This window comes from secondary endosymbiont of Ctenarytaina eucalypti (assembly GCF_000287335.1).
Lineage (GTDB): Bacteria > Pseudomonadota > Gammaproteobacteria > Enterobacterales > Enterobacteriaceae.
Genome location: NC_018419.1, coordinates 100,790 through 117,363, shown reverse-complemented (window position 1 = coordinate 117,363; position 16,574 = coordinate 100,790). Strand labels below are relative to the sequence as shown.

Genomic DNA, 16,574 nt, shown 5'->3' with positions numbered 1-16,574 from the left:
CTAGCGATCGTTGCCATACACACAGCGCAGCTTCGCTCTACATGGCCCTGTAAAATGTTTTACTACTCTTTACTGAGGGCTTTACAGGTATGCCTTCATGCGATTTTTAAACTCATCGAGCGACTCCTAAGGTGTCCTGACTATTCTTTTCTCAGTCAGCAAGCAATCTACAATCTATATCAGCACATCATTTCAGGAAAATTACCAAATGACCTGGGCAGTCCTCGATAACAAACTCAAAGTATTTTTATGAAGAAGTAGCGAATGTTTACCAAGAAGATGTCCGAATACATGAAGTTATGCGGCTGGCATCTTAGCCTGGAGAGGCTCTTCTACAGACCGTGTCGGATATGATCAAGCGTATGTGCCAAAAAATTAAACACCCCCCAGCTACAACACGCACAATACACTGCGGTTTTCTGATACTCTTTTTTGAAAGAAGATCAAGCCGATGCGTAACACTGCGGTAAGGTAAGCGGTATTTTAGCGAGCTTACGCTCTCAGTGTAATAGACGGTTATAAACCAAGCTCTGAGAGACAGGTATGATCGCTAGGGAAAACGGGTTGTCTGCCATGCCAGCCTTTGGGGACTGCAACAGCGAATCCAGGTCGGGTAATATCTGTAGTGAAAAAGAAATAAGGGCTGCATTTACGCTGTAAAGCGTACCTCAGAGTCTCTACATCAACTAAAAATAACTGTTAGGGCAAAGCCAGTCATCAAAAATGACAAAACATTCAAAAAAGAAATTACTAGAAATAATATAACAATGAAATCATACTTACTTGCTATTACCCAAATATTAAGTAATAATTAAAATCTCAAGTTTAAAACATACCCTCAATGGAGGCAACGTAAGCGCTCTCGCGATACTATCTTGTGAACTCGGTCAGGTCCGGAAGGAAGCAGCCGCAGCAAGCGACGTGTGCGCCGGGATGTCGCGTGCGGGGCCTCCACCCAACATAGGCCTGCCTGCGCTTGCTTGCTCTCCTAGAACTACTAGCGCCTTGCTGGAAAGAAAGCTCTTTAGGGGGAGAAAAAATCTGATGATCAGCCCAGGATTAGGTGCGTAATATTCGCCCATATTATAAGCATAACTGAACTCCATATCTGCAGATGATTGCCTGAGAAACCAGAGATGATACTATAGAAAATAGAACGTTTTCATCATCTCTCGCTCGCTGAAACAACCTGGTTTTGATTTAAACAACAATTCTCAGTTCTCATCTCATGCTTTCTGACTACAATGTTTTCATAATCGAAGCAATGCAATTAGTACAGCGCTGAATCGGGTTCAAATGCCTGGGCGGGGGGGGATTTCCTCAACTACATAGGTTCGTGCCGCGACTAGCAGTCATCTGCACAGTAAGGTGAAAGATATTGCTGACTTGGCCACAACTAATTATTCTACCACCGAGAGTCAGTTAGAACATGCCAGTATTACATAATCAGGTCTCTAATCGAGAATTGCGGGCACGTATGCTATCTGAAACAGAGCCACGCACGACTGTCTCTTTTTACCGATATTTTGTCCTACATGACCCACATGGCTTCCGTGATAATCTTTATCGTGCTTTCACAGAGCTAAACGTGTTCTGCCGCGTTTATATCGCTGCAGAAGGTATTAACGCTCAAATTAGCGTACCTCAGGGCCTCTTTAGCGATTTTTGCGAGGTATTGCGCACCGCGCATCCGCAGCTAGATAACGTGCGATTAAATGTCGCCTTAGACAACAAAAGAAAATCTTTCTGGATGCTACGCATGAAAGTGCGAGAACGTATCGTTGCCGATGGTATTGAGGATCCCACATTTAACCCAGAGAACGTTGGAGTTTACTTGAAAGCGGAAGACGTTAATGCGATGGCAGATGATCCGGATGCTATATTTGTGGATATGCGAAACCATTATGAGTATGAGGTGGGACATTTCGATAATGCCATTCAGGTTCCATCCAATACCTTCCGTGAACAACTGCCGATGGTCCTAGATATGCTACGCAATGAGAAAGATAAAAAAATTGTTATGTACTGCACCGGCGGGATCCGCTGTGAAAAAGCTAGCGCGTGGATGTTACATAACGGCTTCAAAAAAGTGTATCACGTAGAAGGCGGGATTATTGAATACGCTCGCCGCTCGCGAGCTAAGGGCCTTCCAATGAGATTTTCTGGTAAGAATTTTGTATTTGACGAACGTCTGGGGGAGCGTATTACGTCAGAGATTATTGCTCATTGCCACCAATGCGGCGTACCCTGCGACAGACATACTAATTGCCGCAATCAGTATTGCCATTTGTTATTTATACAGTGCTTCGTTTGTATTGAGAAATATACGGGCTGCTGTAGCCTAACCTGCCGGGACAAGCTATCGCTGCCGCTTCCAGAACAGCGTTCTCGCCGTGCTGCGCGGGGAGACAGACGGGGATAGAGAAAGCTATTCAATAAACCTCTCGGATTCCGGAAAAGCGCTAACTGACGGATGATGAGGCCTTGCAGACAAGATCCTAGAGCGTTTATGAGGGGTCCGCAATGCTTCGGTAGATGCTGTTGCTCGCAGTATGAATTCTACAGAAAAGCATGAATTTCTTCGAATGCACGAGATGGTATACTCTCATAATCGAAGTCTTTTATGACGACCACTGAACATTACTTCCCCGGTACTCTCTTAGCCTACAATACAACGCAAGACGCTCTCATGGAACTTTCTACTACTCTAAGCTTGCAATCATAGATTTGCATCAATCAATGTTGCATCACACCTAGCCAAAGAAATACTCAGTCTTAGAAAGACCCGTCATCGGGGCGATAGCTACGAACAAAAACGCTAACCGTCTTCTGCAAAGGCGTAGAAGGTAATACTCAAAAACTACACGGCACCGCGTATCTTCAGGGTAGCGAAAATATTTTTCGAAAAAAAAGCGTACCAATAGGGAGTCATTCTATGCTAACCTGAGGAGGTGATTACAGATCAAGGAAGAGTAGCCTAGTAACACGCCTATGCGTGCGATTATCACCTATTTTAGATAAAACATACGCAGTAACACATTTTTTTTATGAAACGTTAGAACGTATTCAAGAATAGTACAGTAGAGAAAGTATTTTCCTGACGATTAAGATATATATTAACGAATGCTACCACTGATGAGATGTCGTGGGGTATACAAGCGTGTTCCTGACGGGAACTTATTGCCAAGGCAGGGCCCTTCAAGCTGAAAGGGAGGGAAGATGAAAAACTATAAGACGTCTTGCGCAAGAGAAAACCATTCTGACCCAAGGCCAAAGTATGATTCTATTAACAGATACGCGACATGCCATATGCGCAACAAGCATCTTCAGTTATGTATCTAGACCTACTCACTCTGTTAGAGGGAGCTTATACTCGGTCTTCAGGCATACCAAGAACCGCTGAGGCAAGGATCTAGTTTCTTTTTTTCAAAGGTATGATCATTACACTCTCTAGTGACGAGAGTAATGTGTATCGTTAGCGGCCTCAACTGAAGCTGCCCAAATTTTCAGCACAGTAGTTAAGTGAGATTCAGCATAGCACTCTTCATGCAGAGTGCTACTATGTAAGTAATTTGAGACAGAGCCTTTCATGCGTCACGCTCTCTAATGTCATATAGCACCTGACATCATACTCTGTTTTTTTAAAATCATGGCATAAAACTGGCTATATTCCTTTATCAAAAAAAAATTTAAAAGCGGTGAGATTAATGACTAAATATCGCGTATTGACCTGGTTATAAAATTTGTTAAATGATGAAGTATCATGCCGTTCTATGATAAACGGTACCTAACTCGCTTCCTACCAGAATAATCATTCAACACCTGTCGGAGATACGCCCAGTAGTAATTTAAACATCAATTTAACTAATTACCCTCATGTCTGTATGTCACGCTCACATACCATGTTAATCATTAACACCGAAGTAAACGCACCCTGATTAGAAGAATGGCGAGAGCTACGCCGGCAAACAAACCTATCGCCTCTCCATGTATGTAGAAATCGTTGATGCATCCATCTATATTCTCAGAAAATTGAGCTGCTGAGGAGTGTTTGTGTAAATAATTATCTTATTGATTTGCAGTCATTTATTTTCTATAGCACCTATTTACTGAAATAAATTTAGTCGGCTAAGATATTGATGAACAATCACTTCGATTTTTCAATCTATCCTGGGGTAAGGCCTCTTTTTTACAAAAGGCACTTTATCAATTGATGAAGCGTGGCAAGGCCACGTAAAGTTTTTTCGCCTGCTGTTTCTAGCAAGGCGAATTTGTGCTCGCTGTTCCTTTTCTGAACAGCAATAATCAAATCGGCATGGGCCATACGGTTCCCCTTGAAGACCGTTACGACGGCAATATAGCCGACCACAGGTTTAGTAACTTAATGAAGTATATAATTAAAAGCCTTTTCTTCCGTACTGCCACCGCTTTTACCTATCCGGATAATGGCTTCCGTCTGTATATCATCTTCAAAAAAACTGCAGAATGTCAATGCAGCTTGAGTCCATCATTAGATCGCTGATTCTAATCAAGAAGATAGGCTGACCGAGACCGGTTTCGGTAGTTTTCTTAACGGCTTCATAGGTCAGCGTGCCGAAATAGGCAACTATCCCCACCCGATTAGATGGATGAATATACCCCGGCATAATTCCGATGATATATTCTCCCAAGGTGGTCATGCCCGAGCAGTTGAGCCGTATCATGCATTCCCTGCATTGTGCAAGCTGAATCTGTAATTTTATCATATCTAGCGCTAAGATTCCTTAGCCTGATGCCTGGATCATCCGCCTCAAAAATTTAATCGTTGTAAAACAGCGATGATACGCAAATAATAGATGCGATGGTGGCAGTTTTGTCAACGGACTCACGCATGGTATTAAAAACCGGCAAACTCAGAGGTTCGGTCAAAAGTTTCCCCAAGCGTAATACCGCCAAGTATTTTGGTACCATAGGCCAGCGCTTGTTTAAAATGAAACACGCTGTATCTTTGGATAAACAACTGGACAATAACTGTGATATTTTTATTAATTAATATAGACATTACTGCCCCTCCGTCTCTGGAACAACTTGCTGAACTGTGCTAATCAGACCTGCAGGGGCGATAATCTTACGACCGATCTCTACTTAAACATTTAACCCTCAGTATTGTATTCTTGCGTACTAGACTTCCTCCTAGGGGGGGGAGACTAATGTTTACCTTAGATGCGGCGGCAATGAAGCCCGATGCAATCAGATCGCAGCAAACGATAGCATCAAAAAATTGAGTAGCAGCGCCTTCACTTGCCTCTTTGACAGGATGAACTTGCGCGCGCCTCGGTCATGCATGCTTGGGTGACACCGCCACCAATATCAAGAAAGTTATGAACTCCCTACCGTGCAGTTTGACAACGTCCGTCGGCCCTGTCCGCTAGGATAGGGCCGACGCAGTATACAACCGATGTTGCGCCACATCCCTACATAGCCCCCTATCTCCCCCTAAGTAGCATGTACTATTGAGGTTTATCTTCCTGACTGTGATTGCGCATCTAGAGCAGTTCCGGATCGCGGAATTAGGTATGTCTATCGGCACTCAACTGAACGTCAAGGCAAACAAGATCGCCTTCTAAAGAAGTATCGCTATCCCCATAGATTGTTTATTTAACTGACTGTTCTGCTGCACTATTCAAATCTAATTTAAACACTATCATCTAGCGGCCCTGATGAAGATTGTGGACCAATTAACGGGCTCAGTACCACGCTGTATTCATCAATTTCGGCATTTCTTCAGACACCTTTTTCAAGGATCATACCTCCTTCGGCTGATGTCATAAACACCGCGCACCATTGTAACGCGATCAACAACACCCTCCCATATATGGCTCTTTAGCACTGTTGATAAGTGCCTCAACTAACTCTTCTAAACCGGAGGCGATTTTTAAAGCGGACTCTTCTGCTTCGCGCGGCGTATTGCAGAGCTATCCGAGAGGGATCCGTAATCCGTAGCGCGCGCAGAGCGGTTTTCCTGCCATTGATGTACACGTATAATCCTTTCTTCTCCTACATCTAAGAAGTGTCGGCGTGCCGGCATTGCAGCGTCGTCTTTCTACACTTAAGCCACGGGCCTCGGCGGTGAGAAGAGGCTTTATATATCCAGCGAACAATCATATGATTTGCTACACGTCAAGCAATAGTCGAATCGGGTCTTCCAGCACATCCTTCACCGTCACTAAAAAGCTTATGGATTCTTTACCGTCGATCAGCCTGTGGTCATAAGAGAGCGCTAGATACATCATAGGCAAAATAACGACCTTACCTCCTACGGCCATTGGCCGATCCTTGATGACATGCATGCCCAGAATTGCGCTTTGAGGCGGATTGATGATGGGTGTCGATATCAATGAGCCGAACGTCCCGCCATTAGTAACTGTAAAGCTACCACCGGTCAATTCCTCGACTGTTAGTGTGCCGTTGCGACCCTTAAGAGCGAATTGTTTAATTTTTTTCTCAATACCCGCCATCCCTAGCATGTCGATATCTTTTAGCACTGGCGTGACCAAACCTCGCGGGGTGGACACCGCGATACTGATATCAAAATAATGTCGGTAAACCACATCTTCGCCATCAATGGAAGCATTGACTTCCGGAAAGCGTTTTAATGCCTCTAATACCGCCTTAATATAAAATGACATGTATCCAAGACGGATGCCGTGGCGTTTTTCAAATGCTTCACCGTACTGCTGACGTAGAGCCATCACCGGCTGCATATTCACCTCATTGAAGGTAGTCAGCATGGCGGTGCTATTTTTCGCTTCAACTAAACGTTGGGATACGCGATGACGCAGGCGGGTCATCGGAACGCGTTTTTCGCGACGATTGCCGATTGGCGCCGGGGCGCTCTGCTCCCTGACGACCTCTTTTTCAACGTCTTCGTGGGTGAGATCGTCATTTATGCCGCTGTTTTTTATGACCTCGGCATTCAAATCATGATCGGCGATGAGCTGGGAAATGGTCAGGCATGACGTGTCATGGCTCGCTGCTTCCAGAATTTTCTGGTGGCCCTGAACCATAGCGGTTTTTTGGGTATAGAGCTGTTCGGTCTGAGCCTGGCCTGTACTATCTCTCCTGCGAAGACGCCCCAGCACTTGCCTGGAGGTAACAGTCGAACCTGCATCTTCTAACACTTCTTCCAGAATACCAGCTTCCGGTGACAGCACTTCTAGCACCACCTTATCGGTTTCAAGCTCGACCAGCACCTCATCACGCTGGACGGGTTCACCGGGGGTTTTATTCCAATTAACAACGGTAGCATCCGAAATCGATTCAAGCAGGTCAGGCACCAGAATATCTACGTTACTCATGCTCTATCCTTAGCTGTTAATTAACATTCAGAGCGTCGTTCACCAGATTTTTCTGCTGAATCTGGTGAACGGAAATATACCCCGCCGCCGGCGTCGCTGAAGCAGGGCGACCAGCATAGGTTAGGGTAGCCCCTTTGGATATTACTTGGCGGAAATGGTGCTGGCTGCAATACCAGGCGCCCTGATTCTTATGCTCTTCCTGGCACCATACGAAGTCCTGAATATGCGCGTAGGGTATTAGCGCCTCCCGAACAGCCTGCACCGGGAACGGATAGAGTTGCTCAACTCGCAAGATTGCTACATCTTTCTGCCTATTTTTTCTTCTTTTATTTAATAAATCATAATAGACTTTTCCGGAGCACATCACGACACGCTTGACGCCCGGTAAGTTAAGGTCGTCGACCTCACTAATGATTAAATGAAAACTACCATTAGCCAGTTCATCTAATGAGGAGACTGCCAGAGGATGACGAAGAAGCGACTTGGGTGACATAACAATCAGCGGGCGACGCATATTTTTCAATGCCTGACGCCGCAACATATGATAAAATTGCGCAGGCGTCGACGGAATGCATACCTGCATATTTCTCCCCGAGCATAGCTGTAGATAGCGCTCCAATCGAGCAGAGGAATGCTCCGGTCCGTGCCCTTCATAGCCGTGTGGCAGCAACATCACCAAACCACACATCTGTCCCCATTTCGCCTCACCAGAACTAATAAATTGATCGATCACTACCTGCGCGCTGTTGGCAAAATCACCGAACTGCGCTTCCCAAATTACTAGGGCGCGCGGAGACGCAGTAGCGTAACCATATTCAAACGCCAAAACTGCCTCTTCCGATAGCACTGAGTTCCAGATGTGGAAACTGCCCTGGCCCTTTCGGACATGATCCAGAGGGGTATAACTCGAGCCGTTTTTCTGATGATATACTACGGCATGCCGGTGGAAAAACGTACCACGAATGGTATCCTGCCCTGATAAGCGCACCGGAATCCCCTCATCCAGCAGCGTGGCATAGGCTAGTGTTTCGGCCCCGCCCCAATCGAAAGGCTTTGTACCCATCGCCATAGAAGCCCGGTTCTGGTATAACTTTTTAACTTTCGGATGCAGGTGAACGCTGTGTGGCACCTTGCTAATACGCTGGGAGAGCGCCTGCAAATGTTTGCTATCTATCTGGATAGGGCACCCTTCATCCCGAGCGTGGTTGTGATTGTAGCGCGACCAGGCGGTGAGGGAACGCTTCTTCATCTGGCGCCACTCTTGCACTACACAGTCGCCGCAATCTAATGCGGAACGGAACACATGAATCATTTCACTAGCGTCCGCAAGAGTAATGATCCCCTCGCGCTCCAGGCGCGCAGCGTAAATTGTTCGAGGTGTAGGATGTTTGTTTATCTTCTGGTACATCAGCGGCTGAGTAGCACTTGGTTTATCGGCTTCATGATGGCCGTGGCGGCGATAGCACACTAAATCAATCATCACATCACGCTTAAAAGTATTACGGAAATGTAGCGCTACCCGGGTGACAAACACTACTGCTTCTGGATCATCAGCGTTCACGTGGAAAATCGGTGCTTCTACCATTTTACCGATATCGGTACAATATTGGGTAGAACGCGCGTCGTACCGATTAGAAGTGGTAAAACCAATCTGGTTATTGATAATGATGCGCACTGTCCCACCTACATCGTAGCCGCGTGCCTTGGACATATTTAAAGTTTCCTGCACGACCCCCTGGCCGCTGATAGCCACGTCGCCATGCAGTGTGATTGGCAGCACCATGTTACTCCTCCCCTCCCTTAGCCGGTCGATGCGCGCCCGTACCGATCCCATTATTACAGGGCTTACTATTTCCAAATGCGAAGGGTTAAATGCCATCACCACGTTCACCATCCCGCCTTCAGTTAACAGATCGGAGGAAAATCCCTGGTGATATTTAACATCACCGGCCCTTAAGTGTCCGGTGTACTTAGCAGAGAACTCGTCGACAAGATCCTGTGGCTTTTTTCCTAATACATTCACCAACACGTTCAGGCGGCCGCGATGCGCCATACCTAGTACAATTTCTCGCGTTCCGTTACTGCCGGCATAACGCACGATCTCTTTGAGCAAGGGAATCAGCGCATCGCCGCCCTCTAAAGAGAAACGCTTAGCGGCAGGGAACTTGGCACCTAAATAACGTTCAATCTCTTCTGCTGCGGTCAGCTCGGAAAGAAAACGCCTTTTCTCTTCGCCACTGAAGCTTGGCTGGCCTACTACTGATTCCATGTGCCGCTGAATCAAGCGTTGCTCGTCGAGATTGGTAAGGTGCATATATTCTGTGCCGATGACGCCGCAATAGGTCTTTTTCAGCGCCCCATACAACTCCCCTAATTGCATAGTTGTGCGGCCAATGGCAAATGAACCAACGTTAAATCTTTTCTGAAAGTCTGCTTCGGTGAGATCATGGAAAGCGGGATGCAAATCAGGAACGATAGCTTTTTGCCATAATTTTAAAGGATCTAGAGTAGCGTTCTGATGCCCGCGCAAGCGGAAAGCGGTGATAAGCTGTAGAACTTGCATCTGCTTTGAGTTGATATCTGAATAATTGACCAAGGAGGTGTGGCGTGCTGAGTTCTGGGCAAAGCAGCGGCAATATTCCCGTATTTTGGAATGGAGCTGATCGGGATTGACGCCCGTGCCCGATAGCTCTTTAAAAATTTCATGCCAGCTCGCATCAACAGCGGCGGGGTGAAGCAAAAAATTTTCATATAGCTGCTCTAGGTAGGACTGGTTTGCACCCGATAGATAGGAGGAGTCCAACCAGGCCTTTATTACGCTATTCTGCATTATGCTTCCTTACGCTTATGAAGCTTCAGTGTGCGCCTTAATTCATCTTTGATCGGATAACATAAATCCGCCACTTAGTCGGCACATGAACCTTTCGAAACTCTTTCGTATCAAAAAAATTTTGTAGAACAGTTAATTAGAATCTGCTAGCTTTTTTTCAAAAGACCGTCTGATACTAATGCCTTGCCTATAACTCACAAAAACATCCCGCATCCCTTTTAGAGATGATACTCCAACAACATGCTCGTGATGTGACCTTTTACCTTAGTAGAGTTTCAATTTTCTTTTAGCATACGCTGACATTACTCATCACTCTGAAATCGAAAACATCAACAATCGCATCATACGAGAGACTACAGTTTGTAAGAGTATTTGCTATCCCTCTGATTAAAATTTATTGAAACACATTATGCTATTCATACATGAACCTTTATTACAAAAGGTTTCTCCGAATTCAGTAAAGTTTTAGACAATGATTTTCTCAGCCCAAGCTATCTATTTCGATACATGATCTCCATGGACAGGAGAAAGTTGAAAGTTATCTTCTGCACTCACTTCCCACAAGGAGCTCAAGAAGCGCCCCGCTCTAGAAGTATGAATAGATAAGTCAGTCATTATGCTAAATCAGCAGAGAGCGATAATGTTTAACCGAAATCCCAGCAACTTATGACTCTGCTCAAGCTATTATCACGGCCATTATGATCAAATCGGAATTTTCTTTTTGCTCCGGGCAGTGCATAGAGGCGTTGACTCGCTCTTGATGACGTCTAGAGCTGCCGCTACTAGGAATCTTAGATTCGCCTGAGCGAAGTACAGTAAGCGAGAAAAACAATCTCTCTCAGCATAAGAACCTCAACACGTCGTGTGAATAATTCATATGGGCTTGTATAGCGCTTGCCTGAAGGATTTTAATGACGGAATATAAACTCACACCACCATGTGTACGGTGTTAACAAACACGAAGTTTATCATCATCATAATGTAGCAGCAGATAGCGCAATACATGCAATTATCTATGCTGCGCTCTCACATAGCATCACTAAAAAGATTCAAGATCTACCGAATTTAATAAAACTAACGTACTGAAATAAGCCATTATTGTCTGATATACCGACGCAGAAAAGTCTGGGCATATGAACCGCGTTATAATATGCGTCATAGTACGCTGCTAAAAGCAGAATCTGACCGGCATGAGTGACATCTAGAAAAACAGTAGATTATCTCTAGAACCAACTAGATTTAACAAAAATCGCTCTATTCACAATACTCTTTTGAGTGTTCATCTGATGAACAGCCAAGCGAAATAGACAATGCTGCCAATTAATCATGAGAGGAGGGTGCTTTTCATCACCATACTAGACTATCATGCATGCCGTACACGGCCCGCAGGGCGTAAAAATAGTCCTGCAGTGTAGGCAAACTCACCCCCTCCTTCATAAAATGATCGTCTATGCATTTTGATTACGAGAAGGCTTCAAAAGAAAGAGGAGGCGTAGCTCATGTAACGCTACTCGACGAACGTTTATGACTCATGAACGCTTCATCATCTCAAAAAAATCATCATTAGTTTTGGTCATAGCTAACTTATTCATCAGGAACTCCATCGCATCAATTTCACCCATTGGGTGAATAATTTTACGTAGAATCCACATTTTTTGCAGCTCTTCTTGGTTGGTAAGCAGCTCTTCTTTACGGGTACCGGAACGGTTGTAATCGATGGCCGGGAAAACGCGTTTTTCGGCGATTTTACGAGATAGGTGAAGTTCCATATTTCCCGTGCCCTTAAACTCTTCGTAAATTACTTCATCCATTTTCGAACCGGTATCAATAAGTGCAGTGGCAATGATGGTCAGGCTACCGCCTTCTTCCATATTACGTGCGGCGCCAAAGAAACGTTTCGGACGATGTAGAGCGTTAGCGTCGACACCACCGGTCAATACCTTGCCGGAAGCGGGTACGACGGTGTTATAGGCGCGGGCTAGGCGCGTGATAGAATCCAACAAAACAATAACATCTTTCTTATGTTCAACTAGGCGTTTAGCTTTTTCTATTACCATCTCAGCGACCTGCACGTGGCGAGACGCCGGCTCATCGAAAGTTGAGGCAATGACTTCACCTTTTACCAAACGCTGCATCTCCGTCACTTCTTCCGGACGTTCATCGATCAGCAATACCATCAGTACGCAGTCGGGATGATTATAGGCGATGCTTTGGGCAATATTTTGCAGCAGCATCGTTTTACCGGCTTTTGGCGGTGCCACGATCAGCCCGCGCTGACCGCGCCCAATAGGCGAGGCCAGATCCAGAACGCGCGCGGTCAAGTCTTCGGTTGATCCGTTTCCGCGCTCCATCCGCAAGCGTGAATTAGCGTGCAGAGGCGTGAGGTTTTCAAATAGAATCTTGTTGCGAGCGTTTTCCGGTTTATCGTAGTTAACTTCATTGACTTTCAGTAGAGCAAAATAGCGTTCACCCTCTTTCGGTGGACGGATCTTGCCGGAAATCGTATCGCCGGTACGCAGATTAAAGCGGCGGATCTGGCTAGGAGAGACATAAATATCATCAGGACCGGCAAGGTAGGAACTATCGCTTGAGCGGAGAAAGCCGAATCCATCTTGTAAAATTTCCAGAACACCATCGCCGAAGATATCCTCGCCACTCTTTGCATGCTGCTTAAGGATGGCGAAGATGATATCTTGTTTTCGCATGCGAGCCAGGTTTTCCTGTCCCATACTCTCGCCGAGGGTTACTAGCTCTGAAACCGGCGTGTTTTTTAATTCAGTAAGATTCATAATAATGGGTTCTTAAGCTCGGGGGTGTATCTCTTGAACTGATATTGTGGATGGTATGGCAGCGTAAAAACGTGCCTGTCTATGGCATTGAATCCCGGTAACACCCGGTTGGGTGTTATGCAAATAAATTGATAAAAATATGAATAATAAGAAGATTGAGACTAAGAGTACCTAACAACGAATTGATGTAATCCCTATGGCCTGTGACCTACATTAGTCATATTTAATGCTTTCTTACAACAGGTTTCGGGTCAAGAGTAAAGCTGAGATTAAACAAACAGGTAAGATCAAAAATTGCAGTGGAGATGAACCAATCATAGTTCTTGATGGGCGTTTGGCAGTCAATATAAGAAATGCTTATAAACGGCAAGCGCCCATAGAGGAAGAGGTGCAATACCGCTTATAGATTTGCGTTAAGGAACTCTTTCAACTGTCCCTTGGACAGGGCCCCGACCTTAGTCGCTATTACTTTACCATCACGGAACAATAATAGAGTTGGAATACTTCGGACACCATATTGCGGTGCAGTGACCGGATTCTCCTCGATGTTCAATGTAGCGATAGTTAGTTTACCAGCGAACTCATCAGCAACTTCTGCCAAAATAGGTGACATCATTTTACAAGGACCACACCATTCGGCCCAAAAATCGACTAAAAAAACACTTTTAGCCTGTAGCACGTCTTTTTCAAAGCTTTTATCACTAAGATGAATCATGTTATCGCTCATACTTGTACTCCACCGAATCATAGTTACCTGCCGTTACAGGCATGACCAACAAGAGATGAACTTTATGCACTGACCTAATATAATAGTTAAGTTCTATATATCTTTAATTATTAAATAACAAGGTCTCACCGCAGGCGATCTCATTTCATTATGAGATATAATTATAGCATAATATACTGGAAAGAGTAATATTTTCACTGAACTGATAGCATAACATGTATCGCCTGAATTAATTTTCAATCAATCGAGAAGTGTTCCTAGTGCGCCGTGCATTAATCCGTACATTAAGAGATAAATGTTAAAATATTTGAAATTTTATGTCTATGTAATAACTAACGTGTTTTATAGGTAGACGTACAAAGAGATTGCGGGTTAGGCATAAAGCCTATAGCGGAACAACACTTGGCTTTTTAATAGTTACACCTCAATATATCTTGAACAAGTCCGACGGCAGGGCGTCAACAAATGCATTAACCTTTCACTCTGATTATAACACCTGCGTATGCGCTAACAGCAAGCTGCTGATACTGTCAAGTCATTAGCTGGGTCAAACTATAGTCTAAAAAAATGAGACGCGCCGCTAGGAGCGCTGTGATTAGGATAAACAGATAAAAGTATTAGAAGTATAGGGTTGTGCGTTCCTGAATCCTATGAAGCAAGCCGATTTTTGATCCTAAACAGCACTGCGCTAAATTGCGCACCACAAGAAAGGAGAAAGTAACACAGCATAATTTAGCATACGTTATGCTTGCTTCTATTAAAAATAAGGGTAAGTAATCAATCAGCTTATCTATAATACTATGTACATTTCAACTAATAACCTCTGTGATAAAACATAATTTTAAAATCACCACTTGTTATTTATAAAAAACTTTTGTAAGCGGCATGATGCTCTTAAGGACCGTTAGTCAGATCATTGCTGTACATCGATATGGCCACCCTTCTTTTCCTGGTCTTTGTTGCATCACTTGACTTTATGAAAAGTGAGTGGCTCGTAAGTTTGTTGTAAAGCTATGTGACTTGATGTGACATCTTTCTAATGGCGTCTTCCGGCGCAGCCCCTGCCTGACCATTATACGAAAAAACCTCGTTCCCGTGCCTAAATCATTACGCAGGCTCAGATTAGCATCTAGAAGTGTTGCGAAAAGAACATAACTTTTGTTCAGCAGTGAGGACCAGTAAGGTACCAGACTTCTTTCTGTTTCTACGGCTGACTAGTTTTCTGCGCTAATCGTAGTTTATTATTAGATCGATATTATCGACATCAGATGATGTTGACCTAGATTCTCCGCTATGGTACGGGATCAAATCCGGTAAGGACATGTCTCTCAGTAGTGCTTCTATCAAAAAATCATGAAAAATCACTTCAGGTGTCTTGCGCTGCACCACTAGATCACTCGGACTATAAAACTTTACGTTTCCGATACCATACATACTACTAATCGACCTATACTTCTTCGCCAACAACTACAAGCCTAGTTTGATTAACCGGTAGATAAATTTTGTCACAACATATTGATATTTTTATACTAATATTTACTCTGCACCCTCTTTCTAAACAAAAGAGGCCCCACTAACGGAATGGCCTCATAAGTTTAAGTCAAGCCTGCGCCTACGCTGTACAGCCTTCAAAAAAAGATTAAATAGCCGCTTTATTATCAGCAGCCTAGTGATGGTGCCATCTACCTCGCGCGGCACTCATCTACGCCTTCTATCAGTAGCTTGCCCTTTTCATACAGCAACAACTTATTGGTCTATACATTCTCTCGGAGCACCGCGCCGCTTGCGGGACTTATTCTCAGTAGACGTAGTCCGCTATTATAAAATTTTTTTATTATAGAGACTTGAAACTGAAACAATATGTAGTAAACCGAGGTGATTATTTCCTGATTTTTTCAACAATAGCACTGAGCGCGGTAAGGATATGTGAGAAACCGATAGATCTAAGATCACAGAGATTTTCTACTAAAATATTCATACACAAGAAAAGTATGATTATCTATTATGTAATGAAGCCGCCCTGAATTTGCTGTGCCTAGGTAATCGGCTGTTATGATACGCCATATCAAACTGCAAGACACATGCCGGGCTAAATAGAATTAGCGACAATCTTAGGAAAGTGCGATACAGTAAAAAAATACTTCACATCTGAAGGTAAGTAATGATATACGATCAGTATCAGGGGTTGATTTTTGATATGGATGGGACGCTAGTTAATACGGCACCTACACACCGTAAAGCCTGGAAACAAGCTCTGGCTCCTTACGGAATGCAGTTCGACGAGGCAGCTGTGGTCTTATTAAGCGGAGCGCCAACCTGGTATATTGCAAAAATGATCATTGAAAGTCATCAAATAGACATGGATCCCTATCAGTTATCTCGTGAAAAAAATACCGCGCTGTATAATATTTTCTTTGACGATATAACTACGCTACCCTTGATCGAGGTTGTCAAACACTACCATGGTCATCGTTTAATGGCGGTCGGCACCGGAAGTGAGCATGCCGTGGCAAAGGCTCTATTGCATTATCTCGGGCTCCTAAAATATTTCAATGCCATTGTCGGCGCAGATAATGTTACTTATCATAAACCCGATCCGCAAACCTTCCTGCGATGCGCAGAGCTAATCGGTGTCCAACCCGAAACCTGTGTGGTTTTTGAGGACGCTGACCTTGGTATCATGGCAGCAAAAGCTGCAAACATGGCGGTTGTTGATGTTCGGAAGATGCTCGTTGCATAACGAGTTTCATTGTTATCTTTTGAGTCAACTTATTTCTCTCTGTAAGACATGCTTGTGTAATTAGGCCTTATGAGAAATAACATACCTGAGTTAAAAATATGTTTTACTAAATATTTATAGAAAAAACATGGTGTTCTATTACTCAATAAAG

6 protein-coding genes, 1 other RNA gene and 1 pseudogene are annotated in these 16,574 nt (G+C 44.2%); 3 read left to right on the top strand and 5 right to left on the bottom strand.

Annotated features, from left to right (window positions below; genetic code table 11):
• Positions 1 to 851 precede the first annotated feature (851 nt).
• Both ffs and trhO read left to right on the top strand, forming a co-directional pair.
• An RNA gene (gene ffs, locus A359_RS04210) (signal recognition particle sRNA small type) lies at positions 852 to 948 on the top strand.
• Between the two features lie 481 nt (positions 949 to 1,429).
• On the top strand, positions 1,430 to 2,422 hold the full coding sequence (gene trhO, locus A359_RS00295; RefSeq protein WP_014887776.1) for an oxygen-dependent tRNA uridine(34) hydroxylase TrhO: 993 nt from the start codon (positions 1,430 to 1,432) through the stop codon (positions 2,420 to 2,422).
• A gap of 1,767 nt (positions 2,423 to 4,189) precedes the next feature.
• Here trhO and A359_RS04325 read toward each other — a convergent pair.
• The 5 genes and pseudogenes from A359_RS04325 to trxA all read right to left on the bottom strand — a co-directional run bounded on the left by A359_RS04325 (position 4,190) and on the right by trxA (position 13,683).
• Positions 4,190 to 5,041, bottom strand: a pseudogene (locus A359_RS04325) (succinate--CoA ligase subunit alpha).
• A 1,111-nt stretch (positions 5,042 to 6,152) separates the two neighbouring features.
• A complete protein-coding gene (gene sucB, locus A359_RS00285) occupies positions 6,153 to 7,337 on the bottom strand; it encodes a dihydrolipoyllysine-residue succinyltransferase (RefSeq protein WP_014887771.1) in 1,185 nt (394 codons plus the stop codon).
• A 16-nt stretch (positions 7,338 to 7,353) separates the two neighbouring features.
• Positions 7,354 to 10,167 (bottom strand): 2-oxoglutarate dehydrogenase E1 component, encoded by a 2,814-nt coding sequence (sucA, locus tag A359_RS00280; protein WP_014887770.1) that lies wholly within the window; start codon positions 10,165 to 10,167, stop codon positions 7,354 to 7,356.
• 1,529 nt (positions 10,168 to 11,696) lie between these two features.
• A complete protein-coding gene (gene rho / locus A359_RS00275) occupies positions 11,697 to 12,956 on the bottom strand; it encodes a transcription termination factor Rho (RefSeq protein ID WP_014887769.1) in 1,260 nt (419 codons plus the stop codon).
• 400 nt (positions 12,957 to 13,356) lie between these two features.
• Positions 13,357 to 13,683, bottom strand: a complete 327-nt coding sequence (gene trxA / locus A359_RS00265; protein WP_014887768.1) for a thioredoxin TrxA — start codon at positions 13,681 to 13,683, stop codon at positions 13,357 to 13,359.
• A gap of 2,164 nt (positions 13,684 to 15,847) precedes the next feature.
• On the opposite strand from trxA, the gene yqaB reads away from it, so the two are divergent.
• Entirely contained in the window at positions 15,848 to 16,423 is a 576-nt protein-coding gene (gene yqaB / locus A359_RS00260) for a fructose-1-phosphate/6-phosphogluconate phosphatase (RefSeq protein WP_044104664.1), read from the top strand.
• The last annotated feature ends 151 nt before the right edge of the window (positions 16,424 to 16,574 follow it).

What these genes read in the sequence shown, in the direction of transcription:
- trhO (WP_014887776.1), top strand. Translation starts at nt 1,430, where the DNA reads ATGCCAGTATTACATAATCAGGTCTCTAATCGAGAATTGCGGGCACGT.
- sucB (WP_014887771.1), bottom strand. Translation starts at nt 7,337, where the DNA reads ATGAGTAACGTAGATATTCTGGTGCCTGACCTGCTTGAATCGATTTCG.
- sucA (WP_014887770.1), bottom strand. Translation starts at nt 10,167, where the DNA reads ATGCAGAATAGCGTAATAAAGGCCTGGTTGGACTCCTCCTATCTATCG.
- rho (WP_014887769.1), bottom strand. Translation starts at nt 12,956, where the DNA reads ATGAATCTTACTGAATTAAAAAACACGCCGGTTTCAGAGCTAGTAACC.
- trxA (WP_014887768.1), bottom strand. Translation starts at nt 13,683, where the DNA reads ATGAGCGATAACATGATTCATCTTAGTGATAAAAGCTTTGAAAAAGAC.